This window comes from Dinghuibacter sp. (genome assembly GCF_035492835.1).
GTDB lineage: Bacteria > Bacteroidota > Bacteroidia > Chitinophagales > Chitinophagaceae > Dinghuibacter.
Genome location: NZ_DATJIY010000054.1, coordinates 1 through 18,050, shown reverse-complemented (window position 1 = coordinate 18,050; position 18,050 = coordinate 1). Strand labels below are relative to the sequence as shown.

General features: G+C 59.0%; 16 protein-coding genes. All 16 read left to right on the top strand.

Features of this window, described 5'->3' with window-relative positions; genetic code table 11:
- The first annotated feature begins 101 nt into the window (after positions 1–101).
- The 16 genes from gmd (at position 102) to VL547_RS05030 (ending at position 17,962) form a co-directional block, all read left to right on the top strand.
- Positions 102–1,202, top strand: coding sequence for a GDP-mannose 4,6-dehydratase (gene gmd, locus VL547_RS05105; RefSeq protein WP_325575893.1), 1,101 nt, complete (start codon positions 102–104; stop codon positions 1,200–1,202).
- Between the two features lie 77 nt (positions 1,203–1,279).
- Complete coding sequence (locus tag VL547_RS05100; RefSeq protein WP_325575891.1) at positions 1,280–2,068, top strand: polysaccharide biosynthesis/export family protein; 789 nt, start codon at positions 1,280–1,282, stop codon at positions 2,066–2,068.
- Positions 2,069–2,110: 42 nt separating this feature from the next.
- Positions 2,111–4,462: a GumC family protein gene (locus VL547_RS05095; protein WP_325575889.1), complete on the top strand. Its 2,352-nt coding sequence runs from the start codon at positions 2,111–2,113 to the stop codon at positions 4,460–4,462.
- Entirely contained in the window at positions 4,455–5,696 is a 1,242-nt protein-coding gene (locus tag VL547_RS05090; protein WP_325575886.1) for a hypothetical protein, read from the top strand. Before VL547_RS05095 ends, VL547_RS05090 begins: the two co-directional genes overlap by 8 nt.
- Complete coding sequence (locus VL547_RS05085) at positions 5,665–6,522, top strand: glycosyltransferase family 2 protein (RefSeq protein WP_325575884.1); 858 nt, start codon at positions 5,665–5,667, stop codon at positions 6,520–6,522. The genes VL547_RS05090 and VL547_RS05085 overlap by 32 nt, the downstream gene beginning before the upstream one ends.
- Entirely contained in the window at positions 6,519–7,460 is a 942-nt protein-coding gene (locus tag VL547_RS05080; protein WP_325575882.1) for a hypothetical protein, read from the top strand. Before VL547_RS05085 ends, VL547_RS05080 begins: the two co-directional genes overlap by 4 nt.
- Positions 7,453–8,439 carry a glycosyltransferase gene (locus tag VL547_RS05075; RefSeq protein WP_325575880.1) on the top strand — a complete coding sequence of 329 codons (987 nt, stop codon included), beginning with the start codon at positions 7,453–7,455 and terminating at the stop codon, positions 8,437–8,439. Before VL547_RS05080 ends, VL547_RS05075 begins: the two co-directional genes overlap by 8 nt.
- Positions 8,440–8,472: 33 nt before the next feature.
- The gene (locus VL547_RS05070) at positions 8,473–10,563 is read left to right on the top strand and encodes a right-handed parallel beta-helix repeat-containing protein (RefSeq protein WP_325575878.1); all 2,091 of its coding nucleotides are present in this window, start codon (positions 8,473–8,475) and stop codon (positions 10,561–10,563) included.
- Entirely contained in the window at positions 10,560–11,453 is an 894-nt protein-coding gene (locus VL547_RS05065; protein ID WP_325575876.1) for a sugar transferase, read from the top strand. Before VL547_RS05070 ends, VL547_RS05065 begins: the two co-directional genes overlap by 4 nt.
- Positions 11,454–11,948: a hypothetical protein gene (locus VL547_RS05060; protein WP_325575874.1), complete on the top strand. Its 495-nt coding sequence runs from the start codon at positions 11,454–11,456 to the stop codon at positions 11,946–11,948. It begins immediately after the preceding gene.
- Positions 11,945–13,006, top strand: a complete 1,062-nt coding sequence (locus VL547_RS05055; RefSeq protein ID WP_325575872.1) for a glycosyltransferase family 4 protein — start codon at positions 11,945–11,947, stop codon at positions 13,004–13,006. Before VL547_RS05060 ends, VL547_RS05055 begins: the two co-directional genes overlap by 4 nt.
- Entirely contained in the window at positions 12,999–13,730 is a 732-nt protein-coding gene (locus tag VL547_RS05050; protein WP_325575870.1) for a WecB/TagA/CpsF family glycosyltransferase, read from the top strand. The genes VL547_RS05055 and VL547_RS05050 overlap by 8 nt, the downstream gene beginning before the upstream one ends.
- Positions 13,731–13,732: 2 nt before the next feature.
- On the top strand, positions 13,733–14,743 hold the full coding sequence (locus VL547_RS05045; RefSeq protein ID WP_325575868.1) for a Gfo/Idh/MocA family oxidoreductase: 1,011 nt from the start codon (positions 13,733–13,735) through the stop codon (positions 14,741–14,743).
- On the top strand, positions 14,743–15,636 hold the full coding sequence (locus tag VL547_RS05040; RefSeq protein WP_325575866.1) for a hypothetical protein: 894 nt from the start codon (positions 14,743–14,745) through the stop codon (positions 15,634–15,636). Before VL547_RS05045 ends, VL547_RS05040 begins: the two co-directional genes overlap by 1 nt.
- Entirely contained in the window at positions 15,608–16,489 is an 882-nt protein-coding gene (locus VL547_RS05035) for a sugar transferase (protein ID WP_325575864.1), read from the top strand. Before VL547_RS05040 ends, VL547_RS05035 begins: the two co-directional genes overlap by 29 nt.
- Positions 16,490–16,564: 75 nt before the next feature.
- Positions 16,565–17,962 carry an undecaprenyl-phosphate glucose phosphotransferase gene (locus VL547_RS05030; RefSeq protein WP_325575862.1) on the top strand — a complete coding sequence of 466 codons (1,398 nt, stop codon included), beginning with the start codon at positions 16,565–16,567 and terminating at the stop codon, positions 17,960–17,962.
- The last annotated feature ends 88 nt before the right edge of the window (positions 17,963–18,050 follow it).

Here is an 18,050-nt window from a genome sequence, read left to right as displayed (position 1 = left end):
CGAGGGGAATATTGAGGACTTTTGTACTTGGGAAAGCATAACTTGCAAAAAATCAGATGTTACTGAGGTGGGCGAAGCCTGCTTAAAAGCGAACGAAATACATGGCAAAGACTGCACTTATCACGGGTATCAATGGACAAGACGGCGCGTACCTGGCCGAATTATTACTGGAAAAAGGCTATATGGTCCACGGGATCAAACGCCGCTCTTCCCTGATCAACACCGACCGGATCGACCACCTGTACCAGGACCCGCACTCGGACCACGTGCGCTTCCGGTTGCACTACGGCGACCTCACGGACGCGACCAACCTGATCCGGATCATCCAGGAGACAAAACCCGACGAAATCTATAACCTGGGGGCTATGAGCCACGTAAAGGTGAGCTTTGACGTGCCCGAATACACGGCCAATACCGACGGGATCGGGACGCTCCGCATCCTGGAGGCGGTCCGGCTGCTCGGTATGACGCAGACCACCCGGATATACCAGGCCTCCACCTCGGAGCTCTATGGCCTGGTGCAGGAGGTGCCCCAAAAGGAAACCACCCCCTTCTACCCCCGGAGCCCCTACGCGGTGGCCAAGCTCTACGCCTACTGGATCACCGTCAACTACCGGGAGGCCTATGGGATGTACGCGTGTAACGGTATCCTCTTCAACCACGAGAGCCCGCTGAGGGGCGAGACCTTCGTCACCCGGAAGATCACGCGCGCGGTCGCCTCGATCGTCCTGGGTCTCCAGGACAAGCTCTTTATCGGGAACCTGGACGCCCAGCGCGACTGGGGCCACGCCAAGGACTACGTCCGGGCGATGTGGCTGATGCTCCAGCAGGACAAACCCGAGGATTTCGTAATCGCCACGGGCACGACGACCCGCGTCCGGGAATTTATCCGTATGGCGTTTGCCGAAGCCGGCATAGAAATTGAATTCAAGGGCAAGGGCGTCAACGAGAAGGGGTATGTGGTGTCGTCGTCCAACCCGGACTACCTGCTGCCGGCCGGCAAGGAGGTCGTTTCGGTGGACCCGGCGTACTTCCGCCCGACGGAAGTGGAGCTGCTCATCGGCGACCCTACCAAGGCCAAGACGAAATTGGGGTGGATCCCTACCTATGACCTGGCCGCGCTGGTCCGGGAAATGGTTTCAGCCGATATCGATGTGATGAAACGCGATAACCGGACACAATGGGAGCACCTCGCGGGATAACCAAAAACATCTTAAAAGATAATATGCGCCTAAACCCGTTCAATCCTTGCCTTGTGGCGCTGATAGCGCTTGGGGCAATGATGACTTCATGCGTCAACACCAAGAAAGCGATTTATTTCAACAACATACAGGATACCGTCCTTCAGAATGTGACCAGCAAGCCCCCGGTGATCCAGAAGAACGACCTGCTGGGGATCACGATCAGCAGCCTCAACCCGGACGCCTCGGCCATCTTTAACATCCAGGGCGGGTCTGCGTCCAGCGGGTCGTCCATCGCCACGCCGGGTAACGCGACATTGTCCGCGACGGGTGGCCTGTCGGTCCCTACCCCAACGGCCAGCCAGAATGTCGGGTACCTGGTCGACCAGGACGATTCGGTACAGTTGCCGGTACTCGGCAAACTAAAAGCGGGCGGGTTCACCAAGGAGCAGCTGGCCGACGAGATCCGGACCCGGCTCGACACGACAAAGCTCCTTACCCAGCCCACGGTGATCGTCCGGTTCCTGAACTTCCGGGTGACAGTGCTCGGTGAGGTGGCGCGTCCCAGCACGATCAACGTCTCCAACGAAAGGATCTCGATCCTGGAGGCGCTGGGGCTGGCGGGCGACCTGACGATCTATGGCAAAAGGGAGAACGTGCTGCTGGTCCGGGAAGAAGGCGACAAGAAGGTCATCCGCCGGTTGAACCTGAATTCCCCGGATATACTGACGTCGCCCTATTACTATTTGAAGACGAACGATGTAGTATACGTGGAACCGAGCCGGTCGAAGATCGCCAGCGCCAGCCGCTCGCAGCAGCTGTTGCCGGTCATCCTGAGCGCGTTGTCGCTGGTAGCCGTCATCGTGAGCTATTATGTACGGAATTAACGTGAGCCTGGGACCTGTGATAACATCCTAAACACCCGATTGATGCAGATCAACAACAAAGCGCAGATCAGTAACGAGGAGGAGAACGCCTTCAGCCAGCTTTTCCACAAATACTTCCCGTACTGGCCCCTCTTCCTGAGCCTCCTGGTCGTGACCGTGGTGGTGGCCAAGCTCTATATCCATTGGGCCATCCCCTACTACGACGTTACGGCGCAAGTCATGGTCAAGGACCAGAAGAACGGCGTCGACGACCAGAACCTGATGGAGCAGCTGGACCTGTTCGGCTCCAAGAAGTTCGTGGAGAACGAAATCGAGATCATACACTCCCGCATGCTGATGCGCCTGGTGGTCAAGGACCTGTCGCTGTACGCGCCGATCATGTACCAGGGCAGGATCGCCAACATCCCCGCCTATGTGTTGTCGCCGGTGATCATCCAGGTCGCCAACCCGGATTCGATCGAAGAGCAGAAAAGCGTCCTGTTCAGCTTTGACAGCGCGCACCAGCGGGTGCTGATGGGCAAGGAGTCGTTTGCGGTGGGGCAATGGTTCACCATGGGTCACTATACCCGGGTGCGTTTCGTGGCCAACCCGAACTACCAGGCGCCTTCCGTGCAAAAGCCCCTGAGCTTTTCGCTGATCACGGTCAAGGCCATGGCGGAAGGCATCCTCAAAGGACTGAAGACGGGACAGTCGAGCAAGATGTCCTCGGTCATCAACCTCACGCTCCGGGACGCCGTGCCCAAAAGGGGCGAAGACATCCTCAACGACCTGATACGCGTCTACCAGACGGCTTCCATCACGGATAAGAACACGCTGGCGGCCAATACGCTGAAATTCATCGACGGCCGGCTCGTCCACGTGACGCAGGAGCTGAATGCCGTGGAAAGGGGCATCCAGGACTATAAGACCACCAACGGTATCGTGGACGTGAGCGCCCAGGGACAGCTGTACCTGGACAACGTCGAGGCCAACGACCAGAAGCAGAGCGAGATCAACGTGCAGCTGGCGGTCATGGACCAGGTGGAGCAATTTGTCAGGTCCAACGATACCAAATCCGACGTGTCGCCGTCCGCCTTTGGCGTCAGCGACATCGTTCTGGCCGGGTTGCTGCAACAGCTGTATTCGCTGCAAGTCCAGTACGACGGGCTGAAGAAGACGACCGGGGAGAACAACCCGATGCTGCTGACGCTGAAGGCCCAGATCGATAAGATGAAGCCCGGCATCCTCCAGAGCGTACAGGCGCAACGCCAGAACCTGGAGGCGTCCAAGGCCGCGCTGTCGCATACCGGCGACGCCTATTCCTCGGTACTCAAGACGCTGCCGGAAAAGGAACGCGGGCTGATCGCCATCAGCCGGGACCAGACCGTCAAGAACTCCATCTACGCCTTCCTGCTCCAAAAGCGGGAAGAGACCGCGCTATCGCTGTATTCGCAGGTGTCGGACACCCGGCTGGTGGATGACGCCGAGGCCACGGTTCTGCCGGTCAGCCCCCAGCACCTCATGGTGTACGCGATCGCGATCATCCTGGCCTTTGCCGTGGGCGCGGGTTTTATCGCCCTGCGCGAAGTGCTCAATCCGAACATCGTTTTCCGCAAGGAGATCGAACAATATACCGACGTGCCAATCATCGGCGAGATCATGTACCAGGGCAGCGGGAGCCCGCTCATCACACTGGAGGACACCCGGAGCATCATCGCCGAGCAGTTCCGTATCCTCCGGACGACGCTGGCCTACATCGGGATCAACAACCGCAAGAAACGCGTCCTGGTGACCTCCTCCATCAGCGGTGAAGGGAAAAGCTTTGTCACGGCCAACCTCGGTCTGGCGCTCGCCATGGCCGGGAAGAAGGTGATCCTGCTGGAGTCCGACCTGCGCAAGCCCAAGCTGTCGGCCATGTTTGGCGTTACCCGCGAATCCGGGTTGACCAACCTGCTGGTCGGCGACCGGGAGCCCGACGAGATCATCCGCAGCACGTCGGCCCACCAGAACCTGTTCCTGATCCCTTCCGGCCCCATACCGCCGAACCCGTCGGAGCTGATCATGAACGGCCGTTTTACGGAGCTGCTGGACTACCTGCAGGGGCATTTCGACTTTATCATCATCGACTCCGCCCCCGTCGGACCGGTGACGGACAGCTACATTATCTCCTCGATGGTGGACGCGACCCTTTATATCGTCCGCCACGGCGTGACGCCCAAGACGTTTATCAAGAAGCTCGAAAACAATAACCGGATCCACCCGCTCAAGAACCTGGCGATCATATTCAACGGGGTGAAGACCCGCGGCTTTGGCAACTATGGCTACGGGTATGGGTATGGGAACGGCTACGGGTACGGGTATGCCGAGAACGGCAAGACCGGCTCGAAAAAGAAGAAAAACGAACAGCATGTTTAAGACAAAGGACAGCCTCACCGGCGTCTTCGTCTTTTTGTTGCTGGGCTTCTCCATCAATTTCTTTTCCCCGAAGGCGCTGAACGGGGGGCTCTTCAGCCCGATCCGGTACGCCGGGGTCTTCCTGGCGATCGCGGTGTCGATCCCCTACATGCTCCGGGCGACCGAGGCCAACCGCGGGTTGGGCATCCCCATCAAATGGATCTTCGCGGCGCAGCTCCTGTCCACGACGGGCGCCTTCTTCTCGTGGGGACAAGGGTTTGCCAACAGCCTCCAGCCGTTGATCTTCTTTGCGCAATGGCCGGTGTTCTTCTACCTGATACAGCGGGACTACCCGGTGGAGAAGCTGGGGAACATCGTATTGATCTTCGGCCTGGCGTACTTCCTTTGTTACGCCTACCAGTATATGCACAGCGACACGGTCATCTTTGGCGCCGAAGAGGAGTTCCGGGAAGAGCGGGGGGTGACGCGTATCAATTTCCCCGGTGGGGGCGTCCTGTTCTTCTCCGCGTTCCTGGCGCTCAACCGGGCCACCGACGGGGAGCGCCGTTACCGGCTCGTCTACGCGGGATACGCGCTGGCCGCCCTGGTCGTAACGGTCATGCAGGTTACCCGGCAAAACATCGCAGTGGTGCTCCTGATCTACACGTGGCACCTCTTGCGCCGGGCCAAACCGGTCTGGAAGATCGGCCTGATGGTCGCCGCGGTGGCGGCCGTGGTGATCGTGCTGAATACGGACAACCCGATCGTAAAGGGGTTGGAGGAACAGCAAAGCTCCACGATGGCCCAGGGGGAAAACTATATCCGGGTATTGTCGGGGACGTATTTCCTGACGGAATTCTCCCCGGACCTGTTTGCGCGGGTGGTGGGTAACGGTCCCCCCTACCTGACGGCGACCTCCTCCTCACGCCTCGGCGAAAAGGCGGCGCAGCTCAAGGAGATGGAAGGGTATTACCTGTCGGACGTCGGTATCATCGGGGCGTATGCGATGTTCGGCGTGCTCGCGATCGTGGGGTATGCGGTCCTGTTCGTAAAGGGGCTGCGCACACCGGTGCCCGACGAATTCGTATACCTGAAGTATTATATCTGGTTCGTGATACTCACGTCCTTTACGTCGGATAGTATATTCAGCCCGAACTATCTCATGACGACCATATTTGCCTGTTACGGGTTGCAAGTCTGTTATTTGAACTCTCGTTATACATATGGACTGCGCGATCATTCTGATCAACTATAATACGGAGGACGACATCGTCGCCCTGGTCCGTAAGATGAAGACCTTTTCTTTCCGTCCCCTTTTCCTGGTATACGACAACAAGGGGGACGCCAGCCTGGCTGCCCGGCTGGAGGCGCTGTCGGATGGCGACATCCATTATTACGCCGACGCTTCCAACGCGGGGTATTGTTTCGCCGTCAATTTCTGTTTTGCGCGGATCAGGGAGCTGGCGCCTGCCGTACCCTATGTCGGGCTGCTCAACAGCGACATCGAGTTCGACGAGTCGGTTTTTGAGGGTTGTAGTACGTTTTTGAGGCAACACCCCGGGTACATTGCGGTGAATCCCCTGATCCTGAATGACAAGGGCGACTACTGGTATAGCGGCGGTTTTTTCGACCCCAGCAACCTGACGATCAACGCCAACCTGCCTACCGATGGCATGGCCGCCGGCGAGTGCGATTTCTACAACGGCTGTTTTGTGTTGTTTTCTCGGCAGATACTGGATTTCCAGCTGGACGAGAACCTGTTCATGTACTATGAAGAGTTTGAGGTCAGCCGTCGCATCCGCAAAGCGGGGTTCCGCATCAAGCTGTATACGGGCGCGTCGATCGTCCACCACATATCCCAGTCGCTGGCGGGCAGGAACTACGTCAAAACGTATTACAAGTGCCGTAACTACCTGTACGTCCTCGATAAGGACGGCCACCGCAGCCTGGCGCCGGCGTACGGGATACTTTTCCGGTCGGGGCTGGGGCACCTGCGGAGGGGAGACTTTAAGTCCTTCCGGTATTTGATAAGGGGGATGAGGGATTTTAAGAGGGGGCATATGGGGAAATTGACGACATGAGCTTTACCGACATGAAGCAGATTTCACTACAAATAAACCTTTCGGGCGGGGACCTGGCCATGTGCCGGCAGGTGCTGCGCCGGCAAATTTCCTGGTGGTACGACCTGCTGGACGAGGTCGTATTGACGGTGGAGACGGCGCGTTCCTTTGGGAAGTTCGCGGTGGATTTTGAGCGCAACCAGGAGGGGCTTTTGTCGCTGATCACGGCTTTGGAGGCGTCATTCCCAAAGGTCCGGCACCATTTCGTGGACTATAGCCCTGCGCGGCGCACGATGGTCGCGGCGCGGTTCTTCGGGTCCGGGTCTTACCCGCTGCGGGACTACCGGGGCGCGCCCATCCACTCCTACCTGGACGGTATGGCGGAGTGCCGGAACCCGTATATCGTGCACCTGGATTCGGATATGCTGCTCGGCGGGGACCGGGGGGCGTGGCTCGCCGAAGCGGTGGCGCTGCTCGATTCGGATGACAGCTTTTTGCTGGTCAACCCGTTGGCGGGGCCTCCTTCGTCCGATGGGGACATCCGGCAGCGGTATGTCCGGCGGCTGGACCGGTATTCGTTCTTGTTCGATAAGCTGTCGACCCGTGTTTTCCTCATGGATATGCGCAAAATGCAGCCGCTGCGCGCTACGCACGTGCCGTATACGCCAAAGATGCTCCGGTGGTTCCTGCGGAGCAAGTCGCTGTCGTGGGGGTATACCGCGCTGGAGGACTTGTTCATGGCGATGATGAAGCGTTGTGGTTTGTACCGGGTCGATATGCTGGGGCCTGTCGGGTCCACGTGCTATTCGCTCCACCCGCTGGTCAAACCGGCCCATTTTATTGCGGCGGTACCCTCGCTGCTGGAGCGGATGGACAAGGACGACATACCGGAGGGACAACGCGGGCACTATGACATCCAGGATGTGTTCTTCGATTTCAAAAGACCGGTCGATGCCTAAGGCGGCGTATGTATATCCCAATATCCCCCGCAGCCTTATGGGCTCGGGGAATCCTTATATCGAGCATTTGAAAACGGCGTTGGGGTCTGCCGGGCTTTTGGTTGATCCTTTGTCTTATGAAAATGCCTTTGCCGATTTTGTCCGGAATGCGTGGCGCGCGCACCTGGTCGTTCTGAACTGGATGGAAGACGTGCCGTCCAAGCGGTCGGGGCTGTTGCAGATGGCCATCCTGGTGCCTTACCTGGCGGGGCTCCGGTTGTTGGGAAAGCGGGTGGTATGGATCAGGCACAACCGGGCGCCGCACCAGACCGAAAGGCGGGGTATCAAGCGGGCGTTTTCGGGGTATTTGGGGTTTGTAGCCTCACGGATCGTGTGTCATTCCCGGGATGCCCTTAGCGGGTCGAAATCGGTCTTTCGGTATCATCCCTCGGCGGCTACGGTTGTCGATGAGGTGTCTCCAGGGGAGACCGACCTGTTGATATGGGGGAGTATCGCGCCCTATAAGGGCATCCGCGAGTTCCTGGAATACGCTTCGGGGGACGCGCGGTTGTCAGGGCTGCGGATCCATGTCGTCGGGCGGTGCGCCGACCCGGCGTATTGGGAGGACCTTCAACGGCTCAAGGGACCGGGCATGGTGCTGGTCAACGCTTTTGCCACGCCGGAAGAGCTCGTCCGGCTTTTTGAGCGGTCGCGGTGTATCCTGTTCACCTATAAACGCGACTCCGTTTCCTCGTCGGGTGTCCTGATCGACAGCCTGGCCGCCTGCCGCCCGATCATCGGGCCGGACTATGGCGCCTTCCGGGACCTGGCCCGGGACACCGGCTTTGTATATGCTTATCAGAATTTTAACGATATCGCAACCTTGCTGAACGCCGCCGGCCCTCACTATGTCCTGGACCGCGCGAAGGTGCAGACCTTCCTGGCGGAAAACTCCTGGCATGCATTTGGCGTTGCGCTGGCAGGGCCGTTGGGGTCCTAGGCTTCGCCTTTTTTCATCAGGAAAGCGATACATATGAAAAACAACCTTATCCTGGCCGCTTTACTATCGGCGGCCATCCCGGGCACAGCCCAAAAGACCTTATACGTGGCGCCCGGCGGGAGCGCGTCCAACCCGGGGACACTGGCGGCGCCCCTCTCCTCCCCTGCCGACGCCTGGCAGCGGCTGCGCGGCCAGTCGGGGGACGCCACGATCTATTGCCGGGGCGGATATTATCCGTTTGCCCAGAGCTGCGTGCTGCTGGGCTCGGCGGATACCGCCAGGCACATCACCATCGCGGCGTATAACGGCGAAAAGGCGGTGTTCTCCGGGGGTGTACCCCTGAAAGGGAACGCCTTCAAACCGGTCACGGATGCGGGTATCCTGGCGCGGCTCCCGGCCGAAGCGCGGGGGCACGTATACCAGACCAGCCTGACGGCGGCGGGTATCCAAAACCTCGGCAGCTCGTACAAGCACGGCTATAAAACGAGCCTGCCGGCCAACCTCGAGCTCTTTTATAACGATAAGGCGCTGCCCATCGCGCGCTGGCCAAAGACCGGTCTTACGCCCATCGGGCAGGTGCTCGACCCCGGGTCGAACCCGCGGGCGGGGGACAAGGCCGGCAAGGGCGCCACCTTCCGGATCGACGACGACCGGATACTGCGGTGGGCCAAGGCGGACCACGCCTGGGTGAGCGGCTCGCTGTCGCTGGGGTATAACGACGACCACCTGAAAGTGGCGGCCGTCGACCCGGGCAACCACACGCTAAAGCTCGCCGACGCGGGCGACTACGGCGTCTTTGCCACCAACGACACCTCCAACGCGGTGTTAAAGAACGCGCGGACCCTGCGGGGCATTTATATCTATAACCTCCTGGAGGAGATCAGCGAACCCGGGGACTGGTACGCGGACCCGGACAGCGGTATCCTGTATGTCTGGTTCCCGGACGCGTCGTTCGCGCAGGCAGATATAGAGGTGTCGCTGATGGAAAACCCGATCATGGTCCTGTCGTACACCAGCAACGTCACCCTGCGGGGTCTTACGTTTGGGTACAGCCGCGGCATGGGTCTGTTTATCAACAACACACGCAACACGGTGGTCGAGGGGTGCGCTTTTACCGACCTGGGGACCGTAGGGTTGTCGACGTACAAGCAATACCTGCCCGTCAATAACCATTACTGGACCGGACCAACGCCCAATATCCCGTATACGACAAACCTGCTGGTGGACCATTGTACTTTTACGGGTACCGGGACCGGGGCGGTCTTTATCGATGGCGGGAACCGCGCCACGCTGGCGCCGGCGAACAACACGGTCACCAATTGCGAGTTTTCGCATTATTCCCGGATCGACCGGACGTTTACCCCGGCGGTGTACCTCAACGGCGTAGGCAACCACGTGACGCATTGTTACATCCACGACGCGCCGGACCTGGCCGTCCTGTATTATGGCAACCAGCTGGACATATCGTACAACCACATAAAGAACGTGGCGGAGAACGTCACCGATGCCGGGGCGGTTTGCACCGGGCGGGATTTCTCGACAACGGGTAACACGATAGCGTATAATTTCTTCGAAGACATCGGCAATACCGCGGATAAGTCGGTGTGCGCGATCTACCTGGACGACTGCACGTCGGGCATGCAGGTGACGGGGAACGTATTCTACCGCTGCGGGTCCACCGGTACGTACCATTTTGGCGCGGTACACGTCAACGGGGGGAGCAACAACGTTTTCCGGAACAACTATTTTATCGATTGCGGCACGGCCTTCTCCAACACACGTTGGAGCGACCAGCAATACAGGGCGCTCGTGTCGGGCCCGTATAACGCCTCCGCGGATATCCATTCCCCGGCGTTTATGAAGCGCTACCCGTATATCGCGGCGCTGACCGATCCGGCGCACCTGCCGGTCCCAAAGAATTTCACTTATAATACCCTGCTGTACAAAACCGGGGCCTTCGGCACGCCTCCCAGCTTTGTCAACCAGAACACCGTAACGCTTTCCTCGGACCCGGGTTTCGCCGACGCGGCGGCAGGGAATTTCGAACTCAAGGTCACGCCCCCGCCTTTTAAGGGGGTCGCGGACTGGCAACCGGTCCCGTTCAGTCAAATCGGTCCTAAATGAGCTACGCCCCCATACTCCTGTTTGTATATAAACGCGCGGACACGCTAGCACAGACGCTGGCTTCGCTAAAGGCCAATCCCCTGGCGGCGTCCTCGGACCTGGTCGTGTACGCGGACAACGCGCGGAAGCCGTCGGACCAGCGGGCGGTCGATGAGGTGCGGGCGCTGGTGCGGGCGGTAGACGGATTCCGGTCCGTAACCGTTGTGGAGGCACCGGTTAACAAGGGGCTTGCCCGGTCGATCATCGACGGTGTAACGGATCAGGTGGAGCGGCACGGCCGGGTGATCGTGCTGGAAGACGACCTGTTGCTGGCGCCGAACTTCCTGGATTTTATGAACCTGGCGCTGGATGCGTACCAGGCGGATACACGGGTATTCTCCATATCCGGGTTTATGTTCGACGCACGGATGCCGGGCAGGCCGGCCGACGCGTTTTTTACCCAGCGACACTGTTCCTGGGGATGGGCGATATGGAAGGACCGCTGGGACGGGATCGACTGGGACGTGACGGACTTTGCCGAATTTATCCGGTCGCCCGCCAGGCAAAAGGCATTCAACCGCCTGGGAAGCGACCTGACACATTCCCTGGCCAAACAGATGCGGGGGGAGATCAACTCCTGGGCGATCCGGTGCAACTACCACCAGTTCAAAAACGGCGGGTACACACTATACCCTTTCCGGAGCAAGGTGGTCAACCTGGGCTTCGGGGAAGGGGCGACGCACACGGGCTTGCGCTTCAACAAGTATAAGGCGACGCTCGATAGCACCGGCGACCGGGTGTTCCGGCTACCTGCCGTCGCGCTCGATTCCGGTTTGCTCCGGGTCTTTGCCAGGAAGTACTCGCAGTCGACGCGGGTATATTATCACCTGCTAAACCGAATCTTTAAATAAGTGGCTTATCTCTTCTCCGACTGGAGCGCCAACCCGGGAAACTTCCGGATAAGGCTGCTGCTCGTCGCTTTCCGGCTGGCGACGCTGGCGCAACGTAACCGCGTCCTCCTACTCCTGCTCCTGCCCCATTTGATCCTGTACCGCTTCTGGACGGAATGGATTTTCGGGTTCGAGCTGCCCTGGCGGCTGGTCGCGGGGCCCGGACTCACGGTCCACCACGGGCACGCGATGGTGGTCAACAAGGGGTCCGTACTCGGAGCGTCGGTGACGCTCCGGCATTGTACGACGATCGGGAACAAGATGTTGAAGGACGGGACGTATTCCGGTTGCCCCGTCATCGGTTCGCACGTGGATATTGGCGCGCACGCGTGTATCGTGGGGCCGGTCGTTATCGGTGACCATGCCGTCATCGGCGCGGGGGCGGTCGTCGTCAAGGACGTGGCGCCCCGTACCGTGGTGGCGGGGAACCCGGCAAAAGTCATCGGCACCGTATGAAACCGAGCATCCTCTTTGTACTGCACCTGCCGCCGCCCACGCATGGGGCGTCGATGGTGGGAAAATACATACACGACAGCGCGCTGGTGCGCTCCCTGTTTGACGCGGACTTCGTGAACCTGACGACCTCGACGGCCTTGAATGCGACGGGGAACATCGTCAAGGGGACGCTGTCGATCCAGTGGCGGGTCCTCCGGGCCTTGCGCCGTAAACGATACGACCTGTGCTATGTAACGCTCAACGCCAGCGGGAAAGGGTTCTACAAGGACCTCGCGATAGTGATGTTGCTAAAGCTGTTCCGGGTGCCGTTGATATACCATTTCCACAATAAGGGGGTCGCGGGTTCGGGGAAGAAGGCGCTCTATCGCTTTGCCTTCCGCAAGGCGTCGGTGATATTGCTCTCGGACCGGTTGTACCCGGACATAGCGGAATACGTACCGAGGGAACGGGTATCGATCTGCCCCAACGGGGTGCCCGCATCGCCGGTAGTGTCGGCGCCCGGGCCCGGTTTCAGGATGCTCTTCCTGTCGAATATGATGGCATCGAAAGGGGTGTACGTCCTGCTGGAGGCCTGCGCCCTGCTGCGCGACCTGGATTTCCGGTGCGATTTCGTGGGGGCCTGGTCTGACGTATCTTCCGCGGACTTCGAATCGTCGGTGGAGCGGCTGGGGCTCACCGGGAAGATCAAGGCGCACGGCAAACAATATGGGCCGGATAAAGAGGCCTTCTTCCGGCAGGCGGACGTCTTCGTTTTTCCCACCTTCTATCATAACGAATGCCTTCCGTTGGTGCTGCTGGAAGCGATGCAGGCGGGGTTACCGGTGATCTCGACGCCGGAGGGGGCGATCGCGGACGTGGTGCTCGAGGGCGTCACCGGGCTGCTGGTGCCGCAGCGGGACGCGGTGGCGCTGTCGACGGCGATCCGGCGCGTCTTTTCGGATGCGGCAGAGCGGCAGCGGATGGGCGGGAATGGGCGGGAACGCTACGAGGCCCACTTCACCATGGAAAAATTCGAAACGACATTTACCGATATACTTAAACGACAGACGCATGTATAAGACGACAGACGTCCTGGGCTACAAGGTTTTCAGCGGATCGCTGGCGGACCTCGACGGGTCGCGCCAGAACCTGATCAATACCTTCAGCCCGAACTCGTATGGCCTTGCGCTAACGGACGAACCCTTTAGAAACGCGCTCCTCGAAACGGACCTGCTGGTGCTCGACGGGATGGGCGTCGCCATCGGCTCCATGCTCCTCCGGGGCAAAAACATCAAAAAGATCGCGGGACAGGATTGTTTCGACTATTTGATGGCGGAAGCGAACCAGCGTGGCTGGCGGGTGTTTTTCCTGGGATCGTCCCCGGCGACTTTGTCAAAGATCGCCGCGCGGGCGGCCAGCGAATACCCTTCCGTGGTGACGGCTTCCTACTCCCCGCCGTTCAAACCCGAATTCACCGCGGAGGATAATACGGCCATGATCGACGCGATCAACGCGTTCCACCCGCAGGTGCTCTTTGTGGGGCTCACCGCGCCCAAACAGGAAAAGTGGGCGCACCAGCACCGGCGCCGCATCAACGCCCAGGTTATTTCCACGATAGGGAACGTGTTCGACTGGTACGCGGGCAACAGCAAGCGGCCGGCGCCCATCTGGGTCAAGCTCCGGATGGAATGGCTGGTCCGCATTTTCCTGCGACCGGAGATATTCAAACGCAATACCGGGAACCAGATGAAGTTCTTCAGGGACGTATTGCTCCAATTTTTCCACCTAAAAAGAATCAACTGAATATGGTCAAAGTAGCCCTTATCGGCGCCGGCAAGATGGGTATTTCTCACCTGTCGATCCTGGGCGCCCATCCCGACGTCGAGATCGTGGGCGTGTGCGATACCGCCAAGATGGTCACCGATTTCCTGCACAAGTACAGTAACGTGCCCGTTTTCTCGGATTATAAGAAGATGATCGCGGAGGCGCGGCCTGACGCGGTTTTCGTCGCGGTGCCTACGAAGTTCCATTTCGCGATGATACGCGACCTGCTCGAGCAGGGCATCCACGTATTCGGGGAAAAACCGCTTTGCCTGACACCTACGGAAGGCCAGGAGCTGGTGGCGCTGGCGGAACGCAAGAGGCTGATCAACCAGGTCGGCTACCACAACAAGTTCATCGGCACGTTCCGGGAAGTCAAACGCCTGTTGAAGGACGGGGCTATCGGGGACGTCTATCACTTTACCGCCGAGGCCTATGGGCCGGTGGTGACGATGAAGAAAAAGGCGACCTGGCGGTCCGACCCCAAGGAAGGCGGCGGGTGTCTGCTCGACTACGCGTCGCACGTCATCGACCTGGTGAACGACCTGCTGGGACCGGTGGAAAAGGTGCGGTCCTCATTACTGAAATCGATTTTTTCAGAGGACGTCGAAGATAGCGTGTATTCGTTGCTGGAGCTTCGCGGGGGGCTTTCCGGTGTGCTCCAGGTCAATTGGAGCGACGACACGTACCGGAAGATGTCGACGTCGATCACGATCCAGGGTACCGCCGGGAAGATCATTTCCGACGCCAACGAGCTGAAGGTGTTCTTTAAGAACGCCGACACGCCAGAGGGCTACAGCCGCGGCTGGAACATCCGGAACATCACCGACTTCCAGGAGAACGTCGACTTCTATCTCCGCGGGGAGGAGTACTCCGCGCAGATCGATTACTTTATCGACGCGGTACAGGGTAAGGCGCCCAACTCCATCAATAACTTCCAAAGCGCGTGGTTGACCGACCACGCCATTTCCCTCATCCGAAACAACGCCAACTAATGGATAGAATATTATTCGGCGACAACCAGTTCTTTGCCGTCAACCACATCTCCGACGAAAAGTCGCGGGCGCAGGCCATCAAGTTCAAGACCGACGAGGCGATCATGAAGGTGCTAGATGACGCGATCGACGCCGGGATCCATACGTTTATGTGCACGACGCACGACAGGATCGCTGCTATCGTTTCTTTGATAGAGGCTAATCCTTCCAGGTACTCGGGATTTAAAATCTATCCGTGTATGCCCTATGCGCACAAGTACGCGAACGCGGTAACGGAGCTGGGGATCGCGGGAGCGCTCAAGCAATACGTTCCCGGGAACTTCTTCGGGTCGCTCTTCAAGGGCGGGATGGCGTATATCTCCAAGGACTATGAGTCCATCATGGAGCTCATGATCGACGCGGAAATGAAGATGTTCCGGGGCGTGTCCACGCCGGTGGTGTTCCTGCAGAATGTCATCACGGACCTGCTGATAGGGTTGCGGGCGTATGACATCCTCATTGCGTTTCACGCGTATGTGGCGCGTAAGTACAATGCGGAGGCGGGGTTTATCACGATGAATATGCCACGGCTGGTTGAAATACTTCATCAGGGTGGTATATCCAACCCGATCATCTGCGCCTCGATCAACAAGGCTGGCTTCCGGATGTCGGGGGGTAAGGAGGCGTATGAGCACACGCTGCGGACCAAGACCTTCCGGGCGGTGGCCATGCAGGTGCTGGGGGGCGGGGCCATCCCGCCGCGCGAAGCCATCGAATACGTCTGCGGGCTCCCGAACATCGAGTCCATCCTGTTCGGGGCGTCGTCCAAAGCCAACATCGAGAGCACGGTGTCCTATATCCACCAATTCGACAAGCTAAAGGCCCATGGCGCCGATCGTCCTGTTTACGTATAAACGGTTCGAGTCGCTGCGGCGTACGGTGGAGGCGTTACAACGCAATACCGGTGCGCGCGACAGCCTGTTATACGTGTTCTCGGACGGGCCGCGGTCTGCCGCTGATGTCGCGGCGGTGGCCGAAGTCAGGGCTTACCTGACCGGGATCGACGGGTTCCGGGAGGTTTTTGTCTCCGAGTCGCCCGTCAATAAAGGCCCGGCGACCTCGGTGATCGACGGCGTGACCCGGGTCATCCGGGAGCACGGGCGGGTCATCGTCCTGGAGGACGACCTAATTACCGCGCCCAACTTCCTGTCGTTTATGAACGCGGCGCTCGAGACCTATGTGGCGACGCCGAGGGTCTTTTCCGTGTCCGGTTTTACGTTGCCGATCAGCGCCCCCGGGGACGTCTATTTTACCATGCGCGGCAGCTCGTGGGGCTGGGCGACGTGGGAGGACCGGTGGAATACCGTCGACTGGGCGGTTTCGGATTTTGCGGCGTTTTTGCGCGACTCCCTGGCGCGGCACCGGTTCAACCGCATCGGGTCGGACCTGGTCAAGTCGCTCAAGGACCAGATGGCCGGGAAGATCGATTCGTGGGCGATCCGTTGGGTGTATGCCCAGTTCAGGCAAGAGCGGGTGACCGCTTTTCCTACCCGTTCCAAGGTCGCGAACATCGGTTTAGACGACAGTGACACCCGTACCGGCCGCGGGCAGTCCGGTCGTTTTGCGACGACGCTGGATGACAGCGGGAGCCGGACGTTCCACCTGACCGAACCAGCGCTCGATCCCTCGGTCGTCCGTCAGTTCGCGGGGTACTATAGCCTGCCCGTACGCCTTAAATACAAATTTATCCAATGGCTCCCCTCCTGACGCGGAGCGCGGCAACGGGGCAGCCACTGCGTGGCAAAGGCGCGGGCATCGCGCGTACTTAAAAACAACTTTATCATGGAAACCCGGTATTCTTATTTTTTTCGCCTGGGTTTAGTGCTGGGAGATTTTTGCATCGTAAACTTCAGCTACCTGATCGGCTACCTCGTCTTGCGCTATTGGGGCAATAACGGACAGGTACCGGACAACCTCCTGAGCCAGATCCTTATCTTCAACCTCGGCTGGCTGACGCTGGCCTCCGTGTTGAAGCTTTATTCCCGCGAAACCATCTCCAAGGTGGAGCAGATCTTCCGCCAGACCATCAAGACATTGCTGACGCACGGGGTGTTCTTCACCGTGTTCCTGATCTACAGCAACGAAAAGCACTTCGCGCTGCGGTTCCTGCCGGCCTGTTACGGTTCGCTGCTGTCGCTGCTGGTGCTGCGGTCGATCGTGATCACCTACCTGATGGACAAGTTCGTCAAGCGGGCGAAGCTCCACACCAAAACGGCGATCGTGGGCCACAACCAGACCGCCCTCCGGCTGGCGCGGTATTTCATCGTCAACCGGAACACCTATTCGTTCGAGGGCTTTTTTGACAGCCGGCTGGACTATGTGACCGCGGACGACGACCGTAAGGGCGAGGGCCAGATCGAAAAGTACATCCACTTTGCCGCGGCCAACGACATCCGGGAAATCTATTCGACCATCCTGCCGGAGAAGCAACAGCTCAACCGGATTATCGAGGTGGCCGACCAGTACTGTATCCGCGTAAAGTTCGTTCCGGATTTCAGCGGCGCGCTCCAGTCGAACTACCACATCGACTACCTCGACGCGGTGCCGATCATCAGCATCCGCACCGAGCCGCTCCAGCAGGACATCCGCAACCAGATCAAGAAGCGGATCTTCGACGTGGCTTTTTCTCTTTTTGTGATCTTGTTCGTGATGAGCTGGTTGACGCCGCTGATCGCGCTCCTGATCAAACTGGAGTCGCGCGGCCCGGTATTCTTCCGCCAAAGCCGCACCGGTAAGGACAACCTGCCCTTCTGGTGCTATAAGTTCCGTTCGATGACGGTGAATAACGACAGCGACTCGGTCCAGGCCTCCCGCGGCGACCATCGGATCACCCGCGTGGGCGCTTTCCTGCGCAAAAGCAACATCGACGAGCTGCCCCAGTTCTTTAACGTGCTGGCCGGCGATATGAGCATCGTTGGCCCGCGGCCGCACATGCTCAAGCACACCGAACAATACAGCGCGCTTATCTCCAAATACATGGCGCGGCAATTCCTGAAACCGGGGATCACCGGCTGGGCGCAGGTCAACGGCTACCGCGGGGAGACAAAAGACACCGAGCTCATGGCTAAGCGCGTGGAGCATGACATATGGTATATGGAGAATTGGTCGTGGTGGTTGGATATTCGGATTATTTTTATGACGATTATTAACGTGTTCCGCGGGGAGGATAACGCGTTCTAGGTTTTTTTCTTTGCTGTTGGCCCAAAAAGAAGGGCGCCAAGCCTCTCTGCACGCCGTGTTTTTTTGCAAAAAAAGCGGCGTGCGGAGA

What these genes read in the sequence shown, in the direction of transcription:
- VL547_RS05070 (WP_325575878.1), top strand. Translation starts at nt 8,473, where the DNA reads ATGAAAAACAACCTTATCCTGGCCGCTTTACTATCGGCGGCCATCCCG.
- VL547_RS05065 (WP_325575876.1), top strand. Translation starts at nt 10,560, where the DNA reads ATGAGCTACGCCCCCATACTCCTGTTTGTATATAAACGCGCGGACACG.
- VL547_RS05040 (WP_325575866.1), top strand. Translation starts at nt 14,743, where the DNA reads ATGGATAGAATATTATTCGGCGACAACCAGTTCTTTGCCGTCAACCAC.
- VL547_RS05095 (WP_325575889.1), top strand. Translation starts at nt 2,111, where the DNA reads ATGCAGATCAACAACAAAGCGCAGATCAGTAACGAGGAGGAGAACGCC.
- VL547_RS05050 (WP_325575870.1), top strand. Translation starts at nt 12,999, where the DNA reads ATGTATAAGACGACAGACGTCCTGGGCTACAAGGTTTTCAGCGGATCG.
- VL547_RS05090 (WP_325575886.1), top strand. Translation starts at nt 4,455, where the DNA reads ATGTTTAAGACAAAGGACAGCCTCACCGGCGTCTTCGTCTTTTTGTTG.
- gmd (WP_325575893.1), top strand. Translation starts at nt 102, where the DNA reads ATGGCAAAGACTGCACTTATCACGGGTATCAATGGACAAGACGGCGCG.
- VL547_RS05035 (WP_325575864.1), top strand. Translation starts at nt 15,608, where the DNA reads ATGGCGCCGATCGTCCTGTTTACGTATAAACGGTTCGAGTCGCTGCGG.
- VL547_RS05075 (WP_325575880.1), top strand. Translation starts at nt 7,453, where the DNA reads ATGCCTAAGGCGGCGTATGTATATCCCAATATCCCCCGCAGCCTTATG.
- VL547_RS05085 (WP_325575884.1), top strand. Translation starts at nt 5,665, where the DNA reads ATGGACTGCGCGATCATTCTGATCAACTATAATACGGAGGACGACATC.
- VL547_RS05080 (WP_325575882.1), top strand. Translation starts at nt 6,519, where the DNA reads ATGAGCTTTACCGACATGAAGCAGATTTCACTACAAATAAACCTTTCG.
- VL547_RS05030 (WP_325575862.1), top strand. Translation starts at nt 16,565, where the DNA reads ATGGAAACCCGGTATTCTTATTTTTTTCGCCTGGGTTTAGTGCTGGGA.
- VL547_RS05100 (WP_325575891.1), top strand. Translation starts at nt 1,280, where the DNA reads ATGATGACTTCATGCGTCAACACCAAGAAAGCGATTTATTTCAACAAC.
- VL547_RS05055 (WP_325575872.1), top strand. Translation starts at nt 11,945, where the DNA reads ATGAAACCGAGCATCCTCTTTGTACTGCACCTGCCGCCGCCCACGCAT.
- VL547_RS05045 (WP_325575868.1), top strand. Translation starts at nt 13,733, where the DNA reads ATGGTCAAAGTAGCCCTTATCGGCGCCGGCAAGATGGGTATTTCTCAC.